Below are 23,114 nucleotides of genomic sequence, written 5' to 3'. Positions count from 1 at the left end.
CCAGATCGACGACCTGCTGCCGTGGGCCTACATCCGGGCGCCTGAGCTAAAGGCCGTGGCCTGAGAACACCGCTTACGATGAGGTGTTTGACGCCTGCGGATTTCAGAACAGAATCGAGTTCGGTTTCGTAGAAACCGCTGAATCGCGTTTTATAGAGGACGACATCCCCAGCCTGTGGCTTGAGGCCGTTGACGACCTCTGTTCCCCAGGTGTCGCGGATCAGAATCCGGCTCTCGCTGCCATCCGGGGCTGTCATGTTCGCGCCCACCCCGAAGATCTGGAGATGTCGAATACGGTTGGGGGCGTCCGACGTTCCAAGGTCCGAGAGGTCGCGATGATATCCCATCTTCAGGTAGACGATGGGCATGCTCAATTCGCGAGCGGCAGCTATTACGCTGGCAGTAGGGCCTACAGCCCGTTGAATCCCGGAGATATCGATTCCGGCTCTGTCGAACATTCCACCGTTGGAGCCGAAGTCATTCTGCATGTCCACGACGAGTACGGCGGCGTCAGCGGGATCAATTGAAATAGGTTGAGGCTTGGCGTCGATGACAAATGGATGCATTTCGTCCTCATCCCTGCTTGCAGCCTAACAACAGTGGTTACGACCAGTCTGCTATCTATCCGCCTCAAAAGCCGCAGGCCGCCGCGCAACGGCGATCCTACCCCCTTAGCCATGCCGCACGTTTGGCATTTGACGCCAGCCAAAGCCGCATCGCGCTTGGCTGCGAGGCCGAGCGATAGATCTTCTGATGATAGACAAACTCATAGGGCCACAGCTCAAGCGTTCGGTTCGCGAAATGCGTCAGCACCCAGGTGATCGCCGCCGCCGCCAAAATGAAGGCGCTCATCGATAGGACAACATTGCCGGAAAAAAGATGGGCGCGGGAAAACAGCGAGCGTGTCAGAAGATACGTGTAGGGATGCACCAGATACAGGCTGTAGCTCACCGTTCCGAAGTATCGAAGCAGCCGATTGCCAAGGAGTAGTGCCGTCAAGCTGTTCCGCGACACTGCAAGGCAGAAGTAGAGCCCCGTCGCGACCATGAGCAAGGGAAGCTCGGCATTTTGGAAATCGGACCAGTGATAGTCATAATGGCCGCGGCTGGCCAGAAAGACGCAAGCTGCCAGCGCCCCGCTCTCGGCAAGCCGATGGCGGCCCCGGTTTACCCATTCAAATCGGTCGTAGGCAAGGCGGATCAGCCCGCCGGCAAGAAAATACAAGGCGATCGGGTACCGGGCGATAAAGAGCGCCGCGAGAAGACCGAGCGCAATTGTGCCGAGTCTGGTTGGGCGACGAACCGTCAGGAAAACGAACGCTGCCGTAAACACATAGAACCAGACCTCGAAGGTCAGGCTCCACGCGTTCGGCGTCAATTGCTCGGTATGGGTTGCAAGGTTCAGGAATGTCAGTCCTGCCAGAACCGCTGTGAGATTGTTGGTTTCGGGATAAAAGTTGGTGGTTGCGTTCAGCAAGATGAAAAGCAGGCTTAGCGCGAAAAACAGAGGGTAGAGGCGCAGGAACCGTCGGGCAGCAAACTGAGCGGGACTATAGCGTATCGCACTGGGCAGGATGACGAAGCCACTGATTACGAAGAAAAGGCAGACTCCGAAGGTGCCGAAATTCCAGAAGGGCGTAATGCGGTCGACATAGGCCGAATTGGAGGCGTAGACGTGCTCCGCCGTGCCGCCCAGGAGGTGAGCGAAGAAGACCATAAGAGAAGCAATGCCGCGCAACCCATGCGCGGCTACATTGAACGAATTGTCGCCAGCCGGCTTCGCTGACGCTTCGACGGGAAAATGCTGCGGACCCGATGAGTTCTGAGGATGGAGATGTGCAACGGTCATCTGAGCCTTCAAGTTGGATCCCGCAGACCATTTCACCGTACACCATCCCAGGTCTCGCAATGCTCGGGAATTCGAAGGACACCCCCGCCCAAAAGTAGTGGGCTGCCGCAGAAAAACTCCACCGGATGACTAACAGCCGCATTGCGGGACTGACTTAACCCAGGCCCGATGCTGATTGCGGGCGATCGCTGGACCGCAACCGAAGTACGGCTTGACTGACACCGATCGGAATTGGCGAACCCTCGGCCGCAGCCACGAGAGCCGCCCCGTCGAACCGCCCCGCCATGTCGCTTTCTCGAGCCGGAGATCGCCTTTGGGCGACATGCATTAGCGGAGATGGCGGCGGCCCTGCGCGTCGACGATGGTGTTGTCTGCGACATTGGCGCTGATGTGCGCGCCGTTGTGGATCAGGCAGTCGGCGCCGATCTGGACGCCCAGGAGCACCGTTGCGCCCATGCCCACGACGGTCATGGCTCCGATGCCCACTCCGCCGGCCAGGATGGCGCCTGGTGTTAGGTGCGCATTATCCTGAACGACGCTGTCGTGGCAGACTATAGTCCCCTGATTGACGATGACGTTGTTACCGATCGTACAGCGCGGACCGATGCTCGCGCCGGCCAGAATATGGCAGCCATGTCCAATCCTGGTCGCCTTGGAGACGATCGCGGAAGGATGGATCACAGGCGGCAGAACGAAGCCCATTGCGGTGGCGCGTTCATACATTGCCCGCCTCACCTGGCTTGACTGGGCGCCTCCGATGCCGATGAAAGCATAGCGCGTGCCCTCGGAAAGCAAACGCTCCAGGCAGTCTTCCGTGCCGATCACCGAAATACCGCCGCAGACGTGGTGGCCGGCGGGCAACGCTTGATCGGTGCAGCCCAGGATATCGTATCCGGCACCATCGAGAGCATCGATCAAACAGGCGGCGTGGCCGCCGCCGCCGATGATGACGGCCCGCCTGGAGAAGGCGACGGAACTCGGCTCGCCCGGTTCGGCTCTCTTGGCGGCGGATCGGCGACCGGCAGCAGCGCGCACCTCGGCTTCGCCAATGCGGCCATTGGACGGAATGACGTCCGCAAGGTTGACCCCGAGCTCGGATGCGGCCTTGCGGGCTTTAGCCGTTATCGCGACTTCGCTGGCCCCGACATCGGCCGCGCTGGTCTCCCCGACAACGACATTCGAATTTTCGTCGATGATTTTGCAAAGCGTTGCGCCGACAGGAACGAAGTCACCGACCTTGATGTCCAGCAGGCCGACAGTTCCTGCCTCCGGAGCATCTACCTCGACTGCGGCCTTGGTGGTCTCAAGCACGAAAAGAATGGTGCCTTGTTCGACCCTTTCACCTTGTGCGACCCGAATCTCGATGAGCTGGAGATTGTCCTCGTTGGCGTTAACCCGCGGGGCTTCGACAAGCACGGTCATGTACGCTTAGCCTTTCTGGAACAGGTCGATGCAGGCCGCCTGGATGGCGTTCACACCCGGCAGCAGATCGTCCTCCCAGTCGCGGCTTGAGGGAATGGGGTGATCGGGCCCGGTCAATGCGCTGAAGTGCCTGACCCGGCCGATCAGCGCGCGCGCACACTCCGACGCGAAGCCCCAGCCGGGAGAGCCTTCCTCCACCGCGACCACACGCGTGCAGTTGCCGACCTGGCTTCGGACCTCATCGCCAGGGAAGGGCGACAGCTGTTCGACGGCCACCACGGTGGTCGCGATTTCCTCCTCTTGCGCGAGTTTCTTTGCGGCCGCGACAGCGTGCTCGACGCAACCCCCATATGTCAGGATCACGACATCTGCATCCGCCGGGCGTGGAAGCGCGTCGGGTCCGAGCACGGGCCTGGAATACATCACCTTGTTTTCGATGATCAGGTGAGGGGATCGCGACGCGAAGGCCCGATGCAGAAGCGTGCCAGGATCGGCATACTCGTGAGTGGCAAGCACCGTCAGCCCGGGCACGCCGCAAAAATGCTTTTCCAGACTTTGCGAGTGCGTCGGCCCATAGCCGCGCCGTCCGCCCATGGGAGCGCGGATGATGACGGGGACCTCAACCTGATCGTTGTACATCCAGCGGAACTTGGCGACGTGATTGATGATCTGGTCGGCAGCAAGGGCTATGAAGTCTCCGAACATGAGTTCGACGATCACAGGCCGGCCTTTGATGGCCATGCCTGCCGCCATGCCAACAATGCCGCCTTCGCTGATCGGCGTGGTCCAGACACGGTCCTTATAGGCTGACGAAAGACCCTTGGTGACTTTGAAGGCGCCACCGTAGGGGTCAAGGACATCCTCACCCAAAATCACCAGACGGAGATCGGCTCCCATGAGATCGTGTAGCGCGCGGTTGATAGATTCGACGACACGCATGGATCAGCCCCGCGCCAAGGCGGCCGCGGCGGCGGATTCGACCGCGCTGTCCACGACATTCAGGCAGTAGGCGTCGATCTCATCGGCGTTCGCAACGCGCCGGCGCATCGGGGGTATGGGATCTCTGGCTCGAGCTTGCTCAAGACGCTCCGCCGGCCTCGTATCATCTCCCTTGCTGTGGGGGCCGATCCGTTCGGTTCGCAAGTAGAGCCAGCAAGGGCGGGATTCGGCGCGTACATAGCCTACGGCTTCTTGGGCGAGCTCATATATCGCGACCGGATCGTTGCCGTCATAGGCGAATGTGCGGACGCCGAACGGCTCGGCCCTGGCGACGATCGAACCGGAGACGGTCAGATGCTTGGGCGTCGTCTGGGCGATCTCGTTGTCCTCGATCACAAAGACCACCGGGGCGGCGAAAACAGACGCAAGGTTAAGGCTCTCGTATACGGCTCCCTCGCCCATCGTGCCGTCGCCGAGAAAGACCACTGCGACGGCGCCTTCGTCCTTTCGCGCCAGCGCACTACCAACCGCGACGGGTGCGATGCCTCCTTGGATGCCATTGGAGTGGAAGTTGCGGAAGCACAGGTGCTGGCTGCCGCCGCGTCCGCCGCAAATGCCGGTTACACGCCCCATGATCTCGGCTATCAGGCCCTCGACTTCGCCCGAATAGGCAATGAAATGACCGTGGCAGCGGTGGTTGCTCCAGACAATGTCGCGGTCCCGGTCAAGAGCGTTTATCACGCCAACCGCATTGGCTTCCTGTCCAATGGACGTGTGCGTCGTGCCGAACAGGAGACCTTGGGAAAAAAGATCGAGCAAGCGCTCCTCCACGAGCCGGATGAGCATCATCTGCTGATAAAATCGAGCCGCGGCTGGCAGTTCGAATCCGAGCAAACCACGCTCTGTAGGGGCAAGGGTGAGGTTCCGCGCTGCTGACGACGTCACTATCTGCAGCTCTGCCAGAGAAGACGCTGGAACGGTTTCATCCTTCCTGATCGCGCGTTCCTTTGTCATGCTGCCTCGAGCTGGCGCGAAGCCGTAACAAGGATTGACCGCGCCGTCGACGCGGCAGCCATGGTCTCCTCGGTCGTCCAGGACGGGTCGACCAGAAAAGCCATACTCGTTTCACCGAGCTGCCGTGCGATCGGCAGACGTTCGGGCGGCGCTACCCCGGCGTCCGCGAAGGCATGTTCAAGATAGATCTCAGAGCAGCTTCCCGAGAAGCATGGGACGCCGGCCGCATTGATAGCCGCAATCAACTCGTCGCGCGACCATCCGGGGGACAGCATCTCGGGCTTGATATAGAAATAGCATCGGTACCAGGCATGCTTATGCTCCGAACCGAGCTGGGGCGCGTGCAGCATCGGCAATTCAGCAAGCGTCCTCATCCAGATGCTGGCATTTCGCTCGCGTTGGCGAGTCCAGTCGGGTAGGCGCTCGAGCTGCCGCAAGCCAAGCACTGCCTGGATTGATGTCATGCGCCAGTTGGTGCCGATGCTGTCATGCAGCCAGCGAAACCCTGTCGCCCTATGGGGGGCAAAGACCAGATCGTAGTTCTTGCCGTGGTCCTTGAGGCTCCAGGCAGCGAGCCACAATTTCTTGTCGTCCATTGCGACAAGCCCACCTTCGCCGCCCGTCGTGATGATCTTGTCCTGGCAGAACGAGAACGCCGCTATGTCGCCGAAGGAGCCAATCGGTCGTCCGTTGTATTCGGCTCCATGCGCCTGGGCGCAATCTTCGATGACTTTTATGCCGCTGCGCTTTGCGAGTTCCATGATCGGCGCCATGTCGCACGGCCAGCCGGCAATATGCACGACGATCACTGCCTTTGTTCGAGCCGTTATCTTCGGCGCAATCGTCTCGGCGGAAAGGTTGCCCGAACTCGGGTCGACATCCGCGAAAACGGGCGTGGCGCCGGCAAACATGACGCAGGCGGCGGAGGCGACGAAACTGCGGGGCGTGACGATCACCTCGTCACCGGCGCCGATGTGGAGAATCTTCATCGCAAGATCCAGCGCGAGCGAGCCGTTGGCCAGCGCCACCGCGTGACGTCGGCCGAGGCTGCGCGCATAGGCGCGTTCGAAGGTCTTCACATGGTCGCCGGTCCAGGCGTTCACCTGGCCGGATCGCAAAACCTCTACCACATCGGTTATTTGTTCTTCGTCGTAGATTGGCCAGCGTTTCATCGCAGAATACTCCAGCTAGGATTCAAATGACGTTTCGCAGAAGGACAAAGGCCTCGGCCGCCCTCAGATGGGCGGCGGTGCCCCTGACGATCGCAAGCGCCCGCAAGGTTTCGATCGAACGCTCATGCGGGAAATCTCTGATCTGTGAGGCGAACATCGACGCAGCTTCGAGTTTGCGGTCCAGCGTCGATGCGATGTCTATGAAGACGTTCGGCACGAAGCTCGGCGTCACATAGGGGGCATTCCAGTTCGTTTCGGAGACGGTCTCGTAAGCCATGATCGTCCGCGGATATTGAGATTGGGTCGGGCGAGCCGCTACCAGCGATGACAGGAAGATCAGCTGGTGGTCCATGTGCACATCACCGACGAAAGGGATGAGCAACGTATCCGGCACGACATCCCGCAACAGGGTCAGCAGCGCCCTGTTGAGCGTCGCGTGCGGCGTCTCGGCGATCTGCGCAGCCGGCAGATCAAGCCAATGCGTCTGTTGCACGCCCAAACAGGCATGCGCCGCCTTGGCCTCGCTGCGAACCCGTTCCGTCATCTCCTCTGTGAAGGCGGGCGGGCTGCCTCGCGTAACCACTGCGACATGAACTTCTGCGCCTTGCGCAGCCATCCGGGCTATCGTGCCGCCACACCCCAAGACCTCATCATCAGGATGCGGTGCGATCACCAGAAGTCGACCGAGTGCTGGGTTCATGGCCGGACCGTCCCGGCGGGCATAGCCTTCAAAGCATGGTCGACATGGCGGCGGTCGACACGTTCGCCCAACAGTGCCACTTGGACAGTCAGAACCAGTATGTGCAGATCGAGCCACAGGCTGCGGTTGCGCACATACCAGAGGTCGAGCGCTAGCTTTTCGCTGTTGGTGAGGCGGGTATTGCCGTTCACCTGTGCCCATCCGGACAGGCCGGGGCGGACCGTGCCGCGAATACGCCCCAGCTCGCCGAATTCGGCGATGGTGGCCGGGAGCAACGGACGGGGCCCCATGAAGGCCATGTCCCCCCTGGCGATCGAGAGAAGCTGCGGCAGCTCATCGATGCGGACGGAGCGCATCAGCCGCGTGGCCGGCGTCTCACGCAAGGCGTCGGGGAGCAGCATGCCATTTCCGTCTCGCCCTTCGTGCATCGTACGAAACTTGCAGATCACGAACGGGCGACCTTCCAGCCCGCTGCGAGACTGGCGGAAAAACAATGGACGGCCGACACTAACCCAGACAATGGCAGCAGCCACGAGCCATAGCGGCAGGCTGAGAACCAAAAGGATCACCGCTGCGATACGGCTTGGTATGGCCCGGCCAAGCGGAACGCGCGCAGTCCAGCCGCCGGAACGTGCTGTTGGGGTGCTGAGGCCGATCATTGCGACGGTCCGACCTGGACGGAAGAGGTCGTCGCCAAGGCAGTGGCTGAACGGCTTGTCGTGTCCTGGGCGCTATCCAGGCGGTTTATTGACACAAGGATCGTATCTCCGGCCGCAACCGGATCGTCGAGGGTCGCCACCTTTGTGGCGGTCTGGCCATTTACCTTGCGGCGGATCTGGTAGGTGAACGTGATGGAGTTGTTGCTGCGTGTCTGCTCCGCGGCCAGCGAGCTCAACAGCAGGATCTGTTCCTCGGTCGATTCTCGAACCGCGATCAGGCGCTCGATTTCAGAGTTGTGGGCCTGGAGATCCGTCAACGCCGTGTGTGTCCAGGTCTGGGTGGCGTCATCCAGGTCGCGCTGCAACTGGCTCAATTCGCGGCGCACCGTTGATGCCTGATTGTAGATTTCAAGCAGATGGGATTGCTGCGTGGTCGCTTCGCGCTCGGCGTTCGAGAGGTCTGTGATTGTGACGAGACCTTTCTTGTTAAGGCCCCTGATGCGATCGAGATCCGCCTGTGCCGAAGCGATCACTGTCTTTTGTATGTCCGAAAGCTGTTGAACATTGGCGAGGGCAACATTCACTTCTTCGATCCCCGCCGAGAGCTGCTTGCGACGTGTCGTCAGCGCATGTTGATCTGCTTCAAGGATGCGCTGCTCGGTAGGAAGCAGCGTCGCGAGCAGGTTGGCGTTCATGAGGCCCTTGATCTTGGCAGGCAGATCCAGTTCCGAGATCTTGTCGCTGTTTGCCAATTGGGCCTTGATGCGCGCAGCGGCGACCGCCTCCTTGGCGATCTCCACCACGCTTTCATCAAGAGCTCCGCGCAACCGGGCGCGTGTTACGACGCGATCCTCCGCCGTGGCTCCCCCGGTCGACTGGCCGCCCGCAAGCGCCACCGCCTGCTCCACGTTCAGTGCCGGCTGGTAAGGAAACGAGCCCGGCGCCTTTACATCCCCAAGGACGAAGATCGGGCGGAAGCTCACCACCGCAAGAGCTATATGCGGGTCATTGAAGAGTTCACGCTCGATGAATGCCTTACGGATACGACTCAAGGCGTCGGGCACCGTCAGGCCGCCGACTTCAAAGCTGCCGATCAGCGGAATGTTGATCGCGCCATCGCTGGCGACCGTGAGTTGTTCGGCGGGAAGCGCGTCGTCGATGAAGTCAAACGACACCACATCGCCGACCGAAACCTTGTAGTCATCGTCCGCCGCGGCCCAGGCATCAAGCTGGGAAATCAGAATCGCTGCAACCGCAAGGATCGCAATACTGGCGGATCCCAGTGCTTTCGCAAGGAATGTACTGGTCCACGCGCCTGTCGATCGCCTGCTCCGCGCCGCATTGCAATAAGATGCCATGGAAGCCCACCATAGAATTTTCCTGCAAAGACCCTAGCGACACCTGCGCGAGGACAATGAGTCATACCTTTGGTGGAGCGGTGACAACCTTCGGTCTGGTTCCCACCTAATTTGGCTAACTGGATGTCGACTGCAACCAACGTATGGTGCGGCTGGATACTGTCGGACGATTGAATGCTTCCTCAGGGCGGAGCGTTGCAGACAGCTGGGAAGCTTGCGTGCACACAAGTGTTCTTCACACCATTACCAGTCTCGACGTCGGCGGCGCTCAGGTCATGCTTGCCCGTTTTCTTGGCCAGGTCGACCAAAATCGCTTCTCGACTTCAGTTCTGTCCCTGCTTTCACCCGGTCCGGTGGCTGCAAACGTAGAATATACAAGATCGGGGCTCGTTTCGCTCGACATGACGGAACGGCCGCGACCGCGCGATGTCGTTCGGCTGACGCGGTCGATAAGACGGGCGGCCCCTGATCTTCTTCACGGATGGATGTATCACGGCAACGTCGCGGCAACGCTCGGCTCGATGCTAGGGCTCAATTTCTCGCCGGTCATCTGGAGCATCCATCACACGGTTCGAGATCTCGCCGACGAGAAACCATTGACGCGCCAATTGATACGGCTCTCGGCCCGCCTGTCGAGGCGCACCAGCGCGATCTCATATTGCTCGCGCGTCGCCGCCGATGATCACGAGCGCCTGGGCTTTGATCCGCGCCGGAGGGTGGTTATCCCGAACGGGACGGATTGCGATCAATTTTCCCCCTCGGCCGACGCCGGTGCGAAGCTGCGCCGCCTGTTCGGCTTGCCGCCCGGACGGCTGATGATCGGCCATGTGGCACGCTTCCATCCCATGAAGGACCAGGTTAGCCTGGTCCGCGCCATCAGCCGGCTCCTGGAACAGGGATACGACGTTCAGGGCATATTTATCGGGGAGGGACATGCCGACGGCCCGGTGCGGCGCACCGCCCGTGAGCTCGGCATAGACGACCGCATTACCACGCCGGGCATCCGCGCTGACATCGCCGACCTCATGCCGGGCTTCGACGTCTACGCGCTTTGCTCGGCTTGGGGCGAGGCATTTTCCCTTGCCGTAGGCGAGGCGATGGCCAGCGGCGTGCCGGCGGTGGTTACCGCGGTCGGCGACTCCGGCTGGCTGGTCGGCGACAGCGGCGTGGTCGTTCCACCGGGAGATAGTGAAGCTCTGGCCGCCGGATTGATCAGGCTTGTCAGCCTTGAACCGGCCGAGCGCCGCGCCTTGGGTCAACAAGCGCGTCGTCGCGTCATGGAGAACTTCTCGCTTTCCCTTTACGTCGGCAGGCACCTGGAACTCTACGAAGCAGCTCTAGGGCGTCTTCGCCATATCCGATAGGAGCGGCTGGTGGTTGCTGTGCACATGAATGGTCGAGATTCTCCTCGCGCCCCTGTGGACTATGCGATGCGCCGCAAGCGCATCGTCGTCATTGCGAGCCTGACGCGTTCGCTTGTCAACTTTCGTCTCGAATTGTTGAAGGCCATGGTCGCTGCGGGGCATGATGTCATTGCGCTCGCCCCCGATGAAGATGAGCGGGCGATCGCCGGTCTCAAGGCAATTGGCGTGACCTTCCGACAGATTCCGATGGCCAGGACGGGTACCAGTCCGCTGGCCGATTTGCGAACGCTCAAGGCGCTTTACAAGCTCATCCGCGGCTTGGCGCCCGAAATCGTCCTGGCGTATACGATGAAGCCGATCATCTATGGTGGATTGGCTGCCCGCCTTGCCCGTGTACCGCGCCGGTTTGCGCTCTTTACAGGCTTCGGCTTCATATTCAGCGGCAGCATGACGGGACTGCGCGCAACCATTTTGCGCCGGTTGAGTATTGGTCTCTACCGCTCGGCTCTGGTCGGCTGCGAAGCAGTTTTCGCTTACAATGACGCCGACGCTTCCGACATCCGGCGCCATGGGATGGTTTCTGCGACGACGCCGGTGATCATGATCCCGGGTTCAGGAGTGGACCTGACACTGTTTGCCGCAAGCCCCCCACCTTCAGGGCCTCCCGTCTTCCTTCTGATCGCTCGCTTGCTTCGCGAAAAGGGAATTGCCGAGTTTGCTGCCGCCGCGCGTATCCTGAAGACCAAGTACCGCGCTGCACGCTTTCAGATTCTCGGGCCCTTCGATCCCAGTCCCCTCTCCATCTCGAAAGCCGAAATGGACCAGTGGACCAAGGAAGGCGCCGTTGAATATCTCGGCGAAACACACGACGTCGGTCCCTATTTGACCGCGTCCACCGTGTTCGTGTTGCCGTCCTATTACAGGGAGGGCATTCCCCGCAGCGCGCTGGAAGCCTTGTCGACCGGTCGGCCGATAATCACGACCAACGCCCCTGGCTGTCAAGAAACGGTGATCGAGGGCGAGAACGGTTTCCGGGTCGAGCCGCGAGACGTGGAAGCTCTCGCCTCGGCGCAGCGGGCTTTTCTCGAGGATGAGGAACTCGCCGCAAAGATGGGCGCCAACTCAAGAAAGCTCGCGGAAGACCGGTTCGATGTTCACAAGGTGAACCAAACCCTGCTCGAGGCGATGGGGATATAGTCGGCCGCGCCTGATCGGCCGCGCGGCCGATGGCGGTCAAGCAGGAAAATAACGACGAATCTGCTGCCGTTTCAAATAGGCTTTCCGCAGGGCACCACGGGCCTGTCGGAAGGGGTCGACGCGGTTGAACACCCAGCCGATCGATGGACCGCCGGCGAACCGCAGGCGCTCGACAACCTGGGAGAGAGCCTCTTGCGTGGTGTTGTCCCACGCGGCCACGACCACGACGGTATCCACCGAGGCGGCAATCCTGATTGCGTCTTCGACGACGAGCACAGGCGGCGCGTCGATGATCACCACGTCGTATTCGAGCCGGAACGCCTCCAGCAATTTCGCGAATTGGCTGGAATTGAGGAATTCAGGCAAGGTCTGGTCGTCGGCAGATGGCGCCAGCACATCCAGTCGCGGAACTTCAGGAAGCGTCTGAACGATCTCTGCCAGGGTGCAACCACCATGTAGGTAGTCGTTGAGTGTCTTGTCGGCGGGCCCAAACTGCATGGCGCTATGGATGCTGCGGGTTCGCAAATCCAGATCAATCAGCGCTGTCAGGGCGCCGTCCATTCCAGCTGCCACGGCGAGGCCCATGGCCGTCGTTGTCTTGCCTTCCTGTGGTAGTCCTGAACTGACCAGGATCACCTGTTTGCTCCGGCCACCGTTCATCCGGGTGCAGGCCATGTACAGCGACCGGAAGGCATCGGAGAAGGCCGACCGTGGTTGCGACAACAAGGTTTCAAGAGGAGGCGTGGCGCGTTGCAGGAATTTCTTGGGCAGTTGCGGAATCGACGCCAGCAGTGGCGCACGGATAAGCTTCGATACCCGTTGTGACTCGCGTATTCTCACATCCATGCTTTCAAGCGTCAGCACAAGGATCAGGGCTAGGATCAGCGACGCGGCGAAACCGCCTGCCGTCATCAAACGAAGTTTGGGAAAGGAAGGGCTCGTCGGAATCTCGGCAGCGGAAACCGTCCGCACGCCGGGCTCGACCGCCTCGGAAAACGGATCGAGGCTGCCAAGCCTGCCTGATACGAGGTCGTAGAGCTTCTGCTCGGTCGACAATTGGTTGTTCAGTTCCCGAAGCTTCGCTTCCGCCAGGCTCCTTTGCCGTAGTTGCTCGTTGGACTCCTCCAAAGTCTTCGCGAGTTGGTTGACCCTGCCTTCGTTGACGCGGACGTCGTTTTCCAAGATTGCGATCGTACGCAGCATCTCCTGAGAGATCATCGCGCGGACGGCCGCTACTTTTGCATCCGCCTCCTGGACCAAGGGATGATTGCGCCCGTAGTTGCTGGCCAGTTGCGCGCGATCCCTCATCGCCGTCGCTTCGTCGTTGCGCAGGGACGTCAGGAAGTCCGATGAGAGCAGGGGATCGACGTTGGCGCCCGCGTCGCCGGTCTTGGCCGCCAGCCTGACCTGGGCGAGGCGCGCCTGCGCTTGCGTGTATTCACCTCTAGCGGTGCTGAGCTGCTCGTTGCTTTGCTGGATCGAGGCGCGCAGCAGATCATCGCGTGGATCGCTGGATACGCCGTGTTCTCGCGCATACTGGGCGATCTGGCCTTCTATGGCGGCTATCCGTGACGCAAGCTCCGTCGATTGCTGCCTCAGAAAGCTAACGGCGTCCTTGATGTCCTGCCGCTTGTTGTCCCGGGACCATTCCACGAACAGTTTGGCCGTCGCATTGGCTATCAGGGCCGCCCTCGACGCGTCGTCATTGAAAAAGGAGATCGTCATCGCCGAGCTCTCTCCGGACCGGTCAACCGAAACGCTCGACAGATACGATGAAATCGCCCGATCTTGCTGAACCCCCTTCGATGGCAGCGACGCGGGATCCTGCGGGTCGGCGCCGGCGACAAGGCTCCATAGCGCTCGCGGTATCGAGACGATCAAGCCGACGGCCTGTGACAGCAGTCCAGGGCCCGAATCCGAAGGGGAAGCTCGGCTCGCGGCTGGTTTCAGATAGGTGTTGAAGTCCGGGTCCTTGATGAGGTCCAGTCTGTCGACGACCAGGCTGGCAAAGACACGAGAGGTGATCAGATCCGCCTCGGTGTCCATTCGCGACTTGTCGGGCTGTTGATTAGGCTGCGCTTGTGCGGTGTCGAGAGGATTGGGATCGTCGGATTCGACAACGATCATCGAGCGAGCGGTGTACGTCTTGGGAAGTTCCACGGCCGTGATGAGCGCGAGAGCGGTGCCGGTAGTCACGACCGCAAGGATCAAGGGGAGGCGCCTTCGGAAAAGCGTGTAGAGCTCGCGCGGGCCGAAAGTGCGTTCCTTCGACGGCTCGATCGGCTCTTGAAGAAATGGTTCCAGACGGCTCCACACGCTGTTGTCGTCTATCAAGCTCACAGATCCCGCCCCTTTTTGTTTGTCTTCGACTGGTCCAAGCCGGCCCTGCCACATCGGACCTGGAGGCTACCCAACATCGAATTCGCGACTTACCGCGACGACAGTTTTAACATGGTTGCGCGGCCGCAATCGCGCTCAAGAGGCTTAGCCGCAAAGGCGACATCATCCAAAAGGATAGCGTAACCGGCCCGGGCCCTATCTTGGCAGATAGGCTGAACTGCAGGCCCAATGAGGGCTGGCGAAAAGGACTCTCAAGCAGATTCAGGAGTGAGGATGAACTACGCCAGGGCTCCTCGCCATTATTGGACAAGGCCCGGCCCCAAACCGGCCGTCACATCGTTGCCAGAGGTAGCCGGGAGACTCGGGCTCTGGTTCGCCGTGGCGTCCGTCTTTCTCACGCCCTTCAATATTCTTCGGTTTGATGCATTCTATTTTACCATCAGCGACGGCTTCGCTCTCGCGGCCGTATTCGCAGCCATACTCGGGAAATCCTTTTCGATCTCTCCCTTGGGCGCGGGGACGTTTCTATGGAACATCGGCATCGCCCTACTATGCGGGATGCTGCTGCTAAGCAGTCTGATCCACGGAGATCCGCAGCGAGGCTTCATCATCTCGGCGCAATATCTGTACGCCTACTTTCTCCTGGCCTTCATGATCGTGTCGAGGCCCTGGGCCGAAATCGTTCTCTTGATGAAATCATTTCTTTGCTCGATCGCCGTGATGTGTCTGCAGGGGATAGTGATAATCGACATCCTCAAGCAACGCGGCACCGTCTTTGTCAGCGGCAATGGTCGTTTTCAGGGTTGGGTGGAACGCGAGAATGAATGCGCAACGCTGATAGCGCTCTCTGTCCCGCTAATGTTGTGGCTGGTGGCGTCAGGCTGCATAAGGCCTCGCTGGCTTTGGGTCGGACTGCCGCTTTTTGGCTATGGCATTATTTTGACAGGATCCAATACCGGCCTGATCGGCCTTGTCTTTGCGGTCACCATCTTCGTAGTCGCGACGGGCTCGTGGCGCCGCATCATTTCTTTAGCGGTGACCTCGCTCGCCGCATTCTTCATTGCCGTTACCTGGGGCCGCGACTTCTTGCCCGAGGTCTTCCAACACCGCGTGCTGAATGCGCTGCAGAATGGTGACCTCGATGAGGCTGGCACGTTTGCAGACCGTATGCGGCTCATCCATGAGGCCATTGGCAAAGCGGACAATAATTCACTGCTTGGTATCGGTGCCGACCAGTATCGGCAGGTCAGCGAATTGCACGCCCCGGTCCACAACACCTACCTCCTCATATGGGTCGAGGCAGGGCTGCCCGGATTCATCGGTTTTCTGCTCCTGCTCGTGGCAGGCATCACCATCGCCATCCTTGCCGCTCGGAGTCGTGAAGGCAAGGTATCCGCCATTTGCACGGCGACGACAGTTCTCCTCTTCGCGGCGCTGGCCAATGCGCTACCGCATCTTTACAGTCGTTTCTTTCTCGTGCCTCTGCTGCTTGGAATGGCGCCCAGTGTTGCGATTTTGCGCGACGGCCCAGCTTCAAGAACGGTCACGCGCTTTCTTCGCGGTACTCGCTCCAAGTACGGTCGTTCGCGGCCTTTCCTACGCAGGCCGATCTAAGGGGCCCACCAGCCGAGCTTTCCAGCTCCTACAAAGGCTAAAATCGGCGCACCCGGAAGATCTGGTCAGAGTCTCCCCATGGCAAGAGCGAGCGATATATAGAAGCTATTTCGCCGGCTCTGATGCTTGCGCGGAGATGAAACGAGCGAGGGCGAACACGCCCTCGACGAAGTCTTCTCCCTCGATAAACCGGCCCTCAACCCAGCGTCCCTGGGTATCCTGACTGTCGACGAGCTGACGCACCTTTGAATTCAGTTCGCCAGTACTCAACTCATCCGCGGCACTGATCCACAGTCGTTGACGTGAAACTCTCTGCCCCCGCGTTGCACTCTCGAGTCGAGCGAACACCGGCTCGATCTCTGCACCGGTTTTCATGCCGTAGTGTTTCAGGAGGTCCATGTCGTCGAACGTCACTTGGCCGCCCTCATCGATGTAAAGCGGCCGGTTGGTGTTGAGTTCGTAGAAACGTGCCCAACTGCCGTCGGACAGGCGCGCCGCCTGTAGCCAGGTGGCTGCAGTCGTCGCCGCGTGCAGCAACCGCGCATCCCTGTTTTGCTCGTTCAACTCGATCAGGTAATCGATATTGCCGGCGGTTTCGCGCGAGACGACCGCTGGCGGCTCAAACCTGCGTCCCCAAACCGGCTGCATGGAACGATCGTAACCCTGAGCCCAGCCCTGTTGTGGCGCGGGCAACTGGGCTGCAAGGAGAAAATCACCGACCTTCTCCGCCGTCTTGAGATATGCGGGATCGTGATATGTGCGGTAGGCGTTGAGAAAGAGACGACCCATATCGCGGGGAAGATTGTCATTGACGATGAAATAGGGCGGACGATCAGGCTTCTGCCACTCGTGAGACCAACTGGCCGGAATACTCGCCTTGGCCGCAGCCTTTACATCCGCCCCAGGCGCGGCTCCCTTGAAGAAGACCGGGAAGGCCCCATTCGGGTATTGCACCCGCATCAATCGATGAAGCGCCCTGTCGATGCAGGAACGGACGTCCGGATCCGAACCGCCGCTCGCCAGGTCGAACCACATCAGAAAATTCAGCACGCTCTGTGTGTTGTTGTCATCGAGGACAGTCTCGTTGCGTTGCGGATTGTCCTTGATATCGCGACAGATATTCCCGCCTACCTTCAGTGCGCGGTAGCACCATGTCGCCGCCTTTTGCGGGTCGGTCTCGATCTTGTAAAACCATCCGCCGGATTCCAGCTGAGTCTTGACCAGAGCGGTTGCCACGACCTGGGCAGACTGAAGCCATTGCTTGTCGCCGGTAACCTCGAAAATGCGCAGGAACGCAGCGCCGACAGCCGGCGTACCAGGCGGCTGCACCCAGCCAACGCTCGCGGGCACGGTACCGCCTTCGCCCACCCTCTTTTGGCCGTCGAGGGAATATTTCCATACATAAGTTCCCGCTACACCGAGATGATCGCGGAAATAGGCCCCGGCAGCCTCGATCGCCTCCCGTGCCTCGGCCACTGTCGGCTGAGATTGAGGCGCCCCGGCCAGTGCAGTGCCGCACGACAGCGCGACAAACAGAGCCGAGGCAATATGCCTTAGCACGGCAGCGCTCCCGCTGGGCCTCAAGCGGCCGCCTCGTGTGGACGCGTGGTTGCCTTGGCTGAACCGAGGATCACATGAGGCACGAATGGCGCCGTCACCACCGCCGCAGGCTTGGCTTCGTCTCTGCGGTAACTGGGAAGCATATCCGCAACAAGATTTAACACTCCCTCAGTGTCGCCGGCCCTCGCCAAGCGACGCAATTGCGAAAATCCCTTGCGAAGCGTGTCAAGCGGCATCGCGTTGGGCACGGCGCCCAAGACTCCGGAAATCGGAACGTCGACACGTCTTTCGCTTTCGTCGAAGAGTTCCTCGAACAGCTTTTCTCCCGGCCGGCAGCCGACAATCTTGATCTTGATGTCCTCATCCGGCCGAAATCCCGCGAGCTTGATCATGCGGCGCGCCATGTCGATGATCTTGATTGGCGCACCCATGTCGAGAACGAAGATTTCGCCCTGTCCGAGTTTTTTCTCCAGACCATGGGCCGATGCCTGCAAGGTCAGTTCAACCGCCTCGCGTATTGTCATGAAGAAGCGCTTCATCTCCATGTCGGTCACGGTCAGCGGACCGCCGTGGGCGAGTTGGCGCTTGAACAGCGGGATCAGCGACCCGCTTGAACCCAGAACATTGCCGAAACGAACGGTCATGAAGCGGACGGGGGTATCGCCGGCGGTGAAGGCGAGGTCCAGGGACTGGCAGTAGAGTTCCGCTAGGCGCTTGGTAGCGCCCATGACACTGGTCGTGTTCACAACCTTGTCGGTGGATATCTGGACCATTGCCTTGGCGCCGCAAAGGCGGGTCGCTTCTGCCACGTTCATAGTACCGATGACGTTGGTAAGAATGCCCTCACAGGGATTCAACTCGACCATCGGCACATGTTTGAGCGCCGCCGCGTGGAAGACCAGGTCAACGCGATGGCGTCGGAAAATCTCGCCCAGGCGAACAGGGTCGCGTACGTCGCAGATATATGGCTTCCGGCGCACATTAGGGAATTTCTCCGCCAATTCCAGATCGATGGCGTACAGATTGTACTCGCTGTTATCGATCAGGACCACTTCGGTGGGGCCGAGCGCGGCAATCTGCTGCGTGAGCTCTCCGCCGATCGAGCCTCCGGCGCCGGTGACGACGATGCGCCTGTTTTCGATCATTCGGGACAACGCATCTTTATCAAGAACCGCCTGCGGCCTCTCCAGAAGGTCGGTAAGTTCGATGGGGCGCAAGTCGAAGCGACTCTGATATTTAGGATTGCGCAGTTCCAGGACCGGGGCGGGGCGAGAGACAGCGATGCCCAGACGGTCGGCCCGGTCGATCAGCGCTTCAAGCATCGGGTCGACGAGGCCAGGCACCCTTTCGGTGAAAATCACGTGGCGGGGCTTGATGCCGCGACCTTCCAGATCGCCGATGACCATGTCGAAGTCTTCGATGCTGCCCAGAACCGGCACGCCGCGCAGGAAATAGCCCTCTGTCGTTGCGCCATTATCGAGCACGCCGACCGGCCAATGGCGTGCATTCGGATCCCGCTGCAGCGCGCGAATATAAAGATCGGCCGCATCGCCTGCACCGATCAGCAGCACAGGGACCACGTCGCGTCCGTTTCTCGCTCTGTTCGCAGTCGGACCAAAGCGGCTTAGCTCAACGAGCTTGGAGCGGATGCGAACTGAAATAAGCAGCGGCACGAGCAACAGAAACTGGATCACTATCACCGAGCGCGGGATCGAATCGAGCCGTGTAGCCACAAACATCAGGAACACGAAGGCCAGCGATGTGACGAATGCCGCGCGAACGATACCGAGCATGTCGCCGACAGAAGCATATCGCCAGTTGCGGGTGTAGAGGCAAGTCACCGGGAAGACCACGGCGCATGTAAGCAGGAAGCAAGGGAGTGCGAAGAGCAACGAAGCGTGGCTTTCCGGACCGGTGAATTCTCCATCAAGGCCCAATCGCATGAATGAAGCAAACGACAGTGCCGCCAGCGCCAGGGCCAGATCGATGATGTAGAGATGAAGGTTCTTGCCAACGGCCTTGGCGCGCCCGGTCACCCGCCGGCGCAAGTAAGACAGCACATGAACAATCGTCCGCGGTTTGCTGACGAGACGGCCGAGAGCGATCGCAGTGGCCAGCAAAAGGGATTGGCCTCCCAGTGGACTGATTGCCTCAAACGGCTGATCTGACTGGCTCATTTCTAGACCTCGACAAAGCTTAGCCGCCGCGCCCCAAGAGAGCGCGTCAAGAGATGCGGCTGTTTGAACTCGCAGGCACAAATCCGTGCCTGCCAGTCCCTTGCTCAATCAAGAACAGGTTGGCCTGCAATCGTTCGGATTCGAGGCTACGATCTTATCGCTGCTATGGGGCGCTTTACCCGCTTTCTAAGCAACACATGCTTTTGTGCATGGGGGGCTATCGGAACTGCAAGCGGACTTTGCCGCGTTAATCCAAAGAGGTACTCCCATCAGTCCGGGCCAGCCAGCTAGCTAGGTCTCGCTGCACCGACGCAATGGCTTACAATGGCGGAGATTAAAATGGTCGCTTGAGTTTCGGTCCGGCGGTCCCGTTCTTCGGGCACTTCATTGTTGACGCCGCCAATGCGCCAAACTCACGCTAGCAGAGGAAGCTTTCTATGCTCGGACAGTTGAAGAACAATCTTCGCGACGCTACCTTTTTCCTTGGCGAAGCCGTCGTTCCAAAGAAAATACGCTACTCGGGTCCCCTGGGAGCGTTGCGCCGCCAGATGATCTTTTGGTCGCGAGACTCCTTTGTGCTTTCATACCCGAAATGCGGTAGAACGTGGCTGCGCACCATGGTTGGCCGCGTCATCGACAAACACTACGGCCTTAACCTGCAGAATCCGATGGAAATCCAGCATTTCTGGAAGATCTCATCGAATATTCCCTGCATCGGCTTTTCTCACGACGACAGCCCAAACCTTAAGCGTCCCAGCGAAATCCAGGTCGATAAGTCAAAATATTCAGGAAAAAAGATCCTATTTCTGGTTCGGGATCCGAGAGACGTGCTTGTTTCATATTATTTCGACGCAACGCACCGAATGAAGGTGTTTGACGGAACGATCAGTGAGTTTCTTGCCCAGGATGTCGGCAGCATTGATTCCATCATAGCGTTCTACAACGCTTGGGCGCACAACCGCGATAAGGTGAAGGCATTTCAAATGCTGTCCTACGAACATATGCGCCAAGCTCCAAAATCGGCGCTTCGCACGGCGCTAGATTTTCTGGGCATTCAGGGCGTGCCGGAGATGATCCTCGATGAGGCGACAACCTTTGGCTCTTTCGAGAATTTGCGAAAGATCGAAATGGCAGACGCTTTCGGTCACGAAAGAATGCGCCCGACGGACCAGTCGAATCCCGACAGTTTTAAGGTGCGCCGGGGTAAAATTGGCGGTTATGTCGACTATTTCAACAGAGACGAGATCGCTTACATGGATGAGAGAATTTCCAGCTCTTTGGACCCGTATTTCGAAATATACCACCGCAAGGCATAGCGTCGAGCTCTACTGCAAGGGGAAGCCTTGTCGCTTCCGTGCTGGGACGTCGCATAAGACTTCCCGGTCGAAAAAGTCCACGGCTCTTCCTTCGCCTGTCATCGGTCATTTCCCCACCGTGCTTTGATGGCGTCCATGATCAAAACGTTGAGCTTGGACGCCCCGGTCTCGCTGAGATGGTTATCGTCCCGATAAAAAATCTGAGAGCCTCGATTGGCGAAACAGCGCTGTTGATCGCAGAAGGCCTTCTCCGGATACACACGCACGAGATTTGGATCGGATCCGACATTATCGTATAATGCGTATGTCCGTTGCGTTCGCCGGCGGAAATCCCCGTAGGAAACCGAAATCGGGTCCGCCTGCATATAAGCTGCAGGATCGTTCTGGCGTCTGGCCCGCATGAGAAGCACCTGCGGGACGTTCCAACCCATCTCCGGGACAGGATAGACTAAGACAACTTTCACCCCGCGCTCCAGAAGTGTGTTTATGGTGCGGGAAATGGCCGTGGCGACTGCAGCCGGATCGGCGGGCCCGGTTTCACCCAGCTTGGCCAAATGCGGGTGATCGTCGCCCGGCTCGATTCCCCCCTCGCCATTGTTGTAACGGCTCTGCTCCACGAGAATGGGGAGACGCCACAAGAGCACGGCTATCGGTCGCTTCAGCCTGCCTACGTAGTCGAGCCTCTTGTCATTGTAGTCGCCTGGACAACCCGGTTGGTCCACGTCAACCCTTTGCAGACCGAGGAGAAATACGCAGCCGCCTCGATTGAGCGGTGTGAACGAGGCGATATCTCGGTAGTCATCGAGGCTGTCTCGCATCGGACCAAGCAGAGTGCGAGCGTGAGAGTCACCTAAACTAACAAGAGCATAGCCCTCGGGATTCGAGCCATGAAAGGTACAAGGGCCCTGTTCAGGCGCAAAGTTGAGACAGCTCTTCCCGTTCTGAAAGATCTGAGCCTCGCGAATATCGGATGCAGCGGCAATCGGGGCCAGGCCGTCCGCAAAACGGCTTGGCATGCCATTTTGGACATACCAGTAGTATCCGCCGCCGCTGAGTAACACGGCCCCCAGTGAGGCAATCAGCCATATAACGCGCTTGCTGGTTCGCTTTCTGCTGCGAGTCGGCATCTCAACGAAGCGGTAAGTCGCAGTGGCAAGTATGACAGACATCAAAATCCAACAAAATACCATCGTTCCATCGACAGAATTGGTCACACTCAATCTGCCGAAAGCAAATATCGGCTGGTGCCAAAGGTAGAGGGAATATGATATCAGGCCGACAAATACAAATGGCTGGGAGGAAAGCGCTCGTGTAATGGGATCGCCGTGCCCTGTATACCAGATAAGCAATGCCGTTCCTGCAACCGGGATCAACGTTACAAGTCCTGGGTGATGCCACTGCGGCCTCATCAGCGGCACCGAGCAGATCAGGAGCGCCAAACCGACCGCAGGCGCGACTCGCGAAGAGCGCATCGACACAAGCCGGCCGCCAGTCAATTCACGTCTTGCCAGAAACACCCCCAACCCTAGTTCCCAGATTCGGGTTGGCAGTAGAAAAAAAGATGCGTCCGGGAAATGCCGCGTCATCCACTCCGCAAGAATGAACGAAACGACGAGCCCAATGCACAGGATGGCTGTTAAAAATTTCCGAGAAAATTTCCACACCAGTAGAAGAAAGCAAGGGAAGATCACGTAGAACTGTTCTTCGACCCCCAAGCTCCAGGTGTGAATTAATGGACGAAAAAGATTGTCGGCTGCGTCATAGCTCGCAACATGCCAGAAATATAGATTGGAGGCTGAAAACACGGTTGCCAAAAGGCTCGCCGAATAGTCTCTAAAGGCACTCGGCAGCATATATAGCCAAGCGAAGGGGATCGTTACTGCTAAGACGGTATACAGCGCAGGTAGGATCCGTCTCGCGCGACGCTCGTAAAAATTGGCGAACGAGAAAGTCCCATCCATGACTTCCCGCTGTACAATCGAGCCAATCAGATAGCCGCTAATAACAAAAAAGACATCAACGCCAATAAAACCGCCCGCAAAGGGGTCAAGGCCCGCGACGCGAAGCCCTGAATGGTAGAGGATCACCAGAACGACTGCGATCGCCCTCAGGCCGTCAATTTCGCGGCGATATCCAACTTGACCGGCCGGGGTCGTGGCCACGATCCCACTCTGGGCAGCTCCCGTGTCTTGATTCGCATTGCGAGCAGGATGATGGGCTTCGTACGGCAGACCTCGATCAATGCCGAGGGAACCATATGTCAATGGCGCAGCTGACTTTTCGTGAAACTCACTCATGTCAAAGGAGGCCCTTCCCTTGGATGCGTCTATCAGGATGCCGGCGTGCTGACGCTCGGATCGGCCTGAAGCTGCTGCTGCAGCCAGGTCGTTGTGCTTTTTGCGGCTCCGATGACAAGGAAATCGATGTGCTCACC

At 59.3% G+C, this 23,114-nt stretch carries 17 protein-coding genes; 4 read left to right on the top strand and 13 right to left on the bottom strand.

Annotation, left to right across the window (positions count from 1 at the left end):
- The 9 genes from FJ426_RS29825 to FJ426_RS29785 form a co-directional block, all read right to left on the bottom strand.
- Nucleotides 1-566 (bottom strand): cysteine hydrolase (locus FJ426_RS29825; RefSeq protein ID WP_140825681.1); only part of this gene is annotated, 566 nt, incomplete at its 3' end.
- Nucleotides 567-663: 97 nt separating this feature from the next.
- The gene (locus FJ426_RS29820; RefSeq protein ID WP_140498450.1) at nucleotides 664-1,848 is read right to left on the bottom strand and encodes an acyltransferase; all 1,185 of its coding nucleotides are present in this window, start codon (nucleotides 1,846-1,848) and stop codon (nucleotides 664-666) included.
- A 327-nt stretch (nucleotides 1,849-2,175) separates the two neighbouring features.
- Nucleotides 2,176-3,270 (bottom strand): NeuD/PglB/VioB family sugar acetyltransferase, encoded by a 1,095-nt coding sequence (locus FJ426_RS29815; protein ID WP_140561289.1) that lies wholly within the window; start codon nucleotides 3,268-3,270, stop codon nucleotides 2,176-2,178.
- A gap of 6 nt (nucleotides 3,271-3,276) precedes the next feature.
- Nucleotides 3,277-4,209 carry a transketolase C-terminal domain-containing protein gene (locus FJ426_RS29810; RefSeq protein ID WP_140561287.1) on the bottom strand — a complete coding sequence of 311 codons (933 nt, stop codon included), beginning with the start codon at nucleotides 4,207-4,209 and terminating at the stop codon, nucleotides 3,277-3,279.
- A gap of 3 nt (nucleotides 4,210-4,212) precedes the next feature.
- Nucleotides 4,213-5,223, bottom strand: a complete 1,011-nt coding sequence (locus FJ426_RS29805) for a thiamine pyrophosphate-dependent dehydrogenase E1 component subunit alpha (protein ID WP_140561286.1) — start codon at nucleotides 5,221-5,223, stop codon at nucleotides 4,213-4,215.
- Nucleotides 5,220-6,395, bottom strand: a complete 1,176-nt coding sequence (locus FJ426_RS29800; protein WP_140513507.1) for a DegT/DnrJ/EryC1/StrS aminotransferase family protein — start codon at nucleotides 6,393-6,395, stop codon at nucleotides 5,220-5,222. The genes FJ426_RS29805 and FJ426_RS29800 overlap by 4 nt, the downstream gene beginning before the upstream one ends.
- A 22-nt stretch (nucleotides 6,396-6,417) precedes the next feature.
- Nucleotides 6,418-7,095 (bottom strand): PIG-L deacetylase family protein, encoded by a 678-nt coding sequence (locus FJ426_RS29795; protein WP_140498445.1) that lies wholly within the window; start codon nucleotides 7,093-7,095, stop codon nucleotides 6,418-6,420.
- Complete coding sequence (locus FJ426_RS29790; protein WP_140513509.1) at nucleotides 7,092-7,754, bottom strand: sugar transferase; 663 nt, start codon at nucleotides 7,752-7,754, stop codon at nucleotides 7,092-7,094. The genes FJ426_RS29795 and FJ426_RS29790 overlap by 4 nt, the downstream gene beginning before the upstream one ends.
- Nucleotides 7,751-9,112 (bottom strand): polysaccharide biosynthesis/export family protein, encoded by a 1,362-nt coding sequence (locus FJ426_RS29785; RefSeq protein WP_140513511.1) that lies wholly within the window; start codon nucleotides 9,110-9,112, stop codon nucleotides 7,751-7,753. The genes FJ426_RS29790 and FJ426_RS29785 overlap by 4 nt, the downstream gene beginning before the upstream one ends.
- A gap of 143 nt (nucleotides 9,113-9,255) precedes the next feature.
- Between FJ426_RS29785 and FJ426_RS29780 the strand changes: the two genes are divergently transcribed.
- Nucleotides 9,256-10,476: a glycosyltransferase gene (locus FJ426_RS29780; RefSeq protein WP_140561284.1), complete on the top strand. Its 1,221-nt coding sequence runs from the start codon at nucleotides 9,256-9,258 to the stop codon at nucleotides 10,474-10,476.
- A 66-nt stretch (nucleotides 10,477-10,542) separates the two neighbouring features.
- Entirely contained in the window at nucleotides 10,543-11,673 is a 1,131-nt protein-coding gene (locus FJ426_RS29775) for a glycosyltransferase family 4 protein (protein WP_140498441.1), read from the top strand.
- A 36-nt stretch (nucleotides 11,674-11,709) separates the two neighbouring features.
- Here the strand turns inward: FJ426_RS29775 and FJ426_RS29770 are convergent, their stop codons facing one another.
- Nucleotides 11,710-14,007, bottom strand: coding sequence for a polysaccharide biosynthesis tyrosine autokinase (locus tag FJ426_RS29770; protein ID WP_181169651.1), 2,298 nt, complete (start codon nucleotides 14,005-14,007; stop codon nucleotides 11,710-11,712).
- Nucleotides 14,008-14,286: 279 nt separating this feature from the next.
- Between FJ426_RS29770 and FJ426_RS29765 the strand changes: the two genes are divergently transcribed.
- Nucleotides 14,287-15,627: an O-antigen ligase family protein gene (locus FJ426_RS29765; RefSeq protein WP_181165376.1), complete on the top strand. Its 1,341-nt coding sequence runs from the start codon at nucleotides 14,287-14,289 to the stop codon at nucleotides 15,625-15,627.
- Nucleotides 15,628-15,732: 105 nt separating this feature from the next.
- Here the strand turns inward: FJ426_RS29765 and FJ426_RS29760 are convergent, their stop codons facing one another.
- Nucleotides 15,733-17,187, bottom strand: a complete 1,455-nt coding sequence (locus FJ426_RS29760; protein ID WP_140498438.1) for a hypothetical protein — start codon at nucleotides 17,185-17,187, stop codon at nucleotides 15,733-15,735.
- Between the two features lie 20 nt (nucleotides 17,188-17,207).
- The gene (locus tag FJ426_RS29755; protein ID WP_140557992.1) at nucleotides 17,208-19,364 is read right to left on the bottom strand and encodes a nucleoside-diphosphate sugar epimerase/dehydratase; all 2,157 of its coding nucleotides are present in this window, start codon (nucleotides 19,362-19,364) and stop codon (nucleotides 17,208-17,210) included.
- 437 nt (nucleotides 19,365-19,801) lie between these two features.
- Here FJ426_RS29755 and FJ426_RS29750 point away from each other — a divergent pair, with 437 nt between their 5' ends.
- On the top strand, nucleotides 19,802-20,680 hold the full coding sequence (locus tag FJ426_RS29750) for a sulfotransferase domain-containing protein (RefSeq protein WP_140513519.1): 879 nt from the start codon (nucleotides 19,802-19,804) through the stop codon (nucleotides 20,678-20,680).
- Between the two features lie 98 nt (nucleotides 20,681-20,778).
- On the opposite strand, the gene FJ426_RS29745 is transcribed toward FJ426_RS29750, so the two are convergent.
- On the bottom strand, nucleotides 20,779-22,977 hold the full coding sequence (locus FJ426_RS29745) for an acyltransferase family protein (RefSeq protein ID WP_140525321.1): 2,199 nt from the start codon (nucleotides 22,975-22,977) through the stop codon (nucleotides 20,779-20,781).
- Nucleotides 22,978-23,114: the final 137 nt, after the last annotated feature.

It is taken from the genome of Mesorhizobium sp. B2-6-4 (assembly GCF_006441495.1).
Classification (GTDB): Bacteria; Pseudomonadota; Alphaproteobacteria; order Rhizobiales; family Rhizobiaceae; genus Mesorhizobium.
This window is presented reverse-complemented; position numbering and strand designations above follow the sequence as displayed.

Coding starts and splice junctions, on each gene's coding strand:
- FJ426_RS29775 (WP_140498441.1), top strand. CDS start 10,543: ATGCGCCGCAAGCGCATCGTCGTCATTGCGAGCCTGACGCGTTCGCTT.
- FJ426_RS29820 (WP_140498450.1), bottom strand. CDS start 1,848: ATGACCGTTGCACATCTCCATCCTCAGAACTCATCGGGTCCGCAGCAT.
- FJ426_RS29800 (WP_140513507.1), bottom strand. CDS start 6,395: ATGAAACGCTGGCCAATCTACGACGAAGAACAAATAACCGATGTGGTA.
- FJ426_RS29765 (WP_181165376.1), top strand. CDS start 14,287: ATGAACTACGCCAGGGCTCCTCGCCATTATTGGACAAGGCCCGGCCCC.
- FJ426_RS29755 (WP_140557992.1), bottom strand. CDS start 19,364: ATGAGCCAGTCAGATCAGCCGTTTGAGGCAATCAGTCCACTGGGAGGC.
- FJ426_RS29790 (WP_140513509.1), bottom strand. CDS start 7,754: ATGATCGGCCTCAGCACCCCAACAGCACGTTCCGGCGGCTGGACTGCG.
- FJ426_RS29810 (WP_140561287.1), bottom strand. CDS start 4,209: ATGCGTGTCGTCGAATCTATCAACCGCGCGCTACACGATCTCATGGGA.
- FJ426_RS29745 (WP_140525321.1), bottom strand. CDS start 22,977: ATGAGTGAGTTTCACGAAAAGTCAGCTGCGCCATTGACATATGGTTCC.
- FJ426_RS29780 (WP_140561284.1), top strand. CDS start 9,256: ATGGTGCGGCTGGATACTGTCGGACGATTGAATGCTTCCTCAGGGCGG.
- FJ426_RS29815 (WP_140561289.1), bottom strand. CDS start 3,270: ATGACCGTGCTTGTCGAAGCCCCGCGGGTTAACGCCAACGAGGACAAT.
- FJ426_RS29750 (WP_140513519.1), top strand. CDS start 19,802: ATGCTCGGACAGTTGAAGAACAATCTTCGCGACGCTACCTTTTTCCTT.
- FJ426_RS29785 (WP_140513511.1), bottom strand. CDS start 9,112: ATGGCATCTTATTGCAATGCGGCGCGGAGCAGGCGATCGACAGGCGCG.
- FJ426_RS29805 (WP_140561286.1), bottom strand. CDS start 5,223: ATGACAAAGGAACGCGCGATCAGGAAGGATGAAACCGTTCCAGCGTCT.
- FJ426_RS29795 (WP_140498445.1), bottom strand. CDS start 7,095: ATGAACCCAGCACTCGGTCGACTTCTGGTGATCGCACCGCATCCTGAT.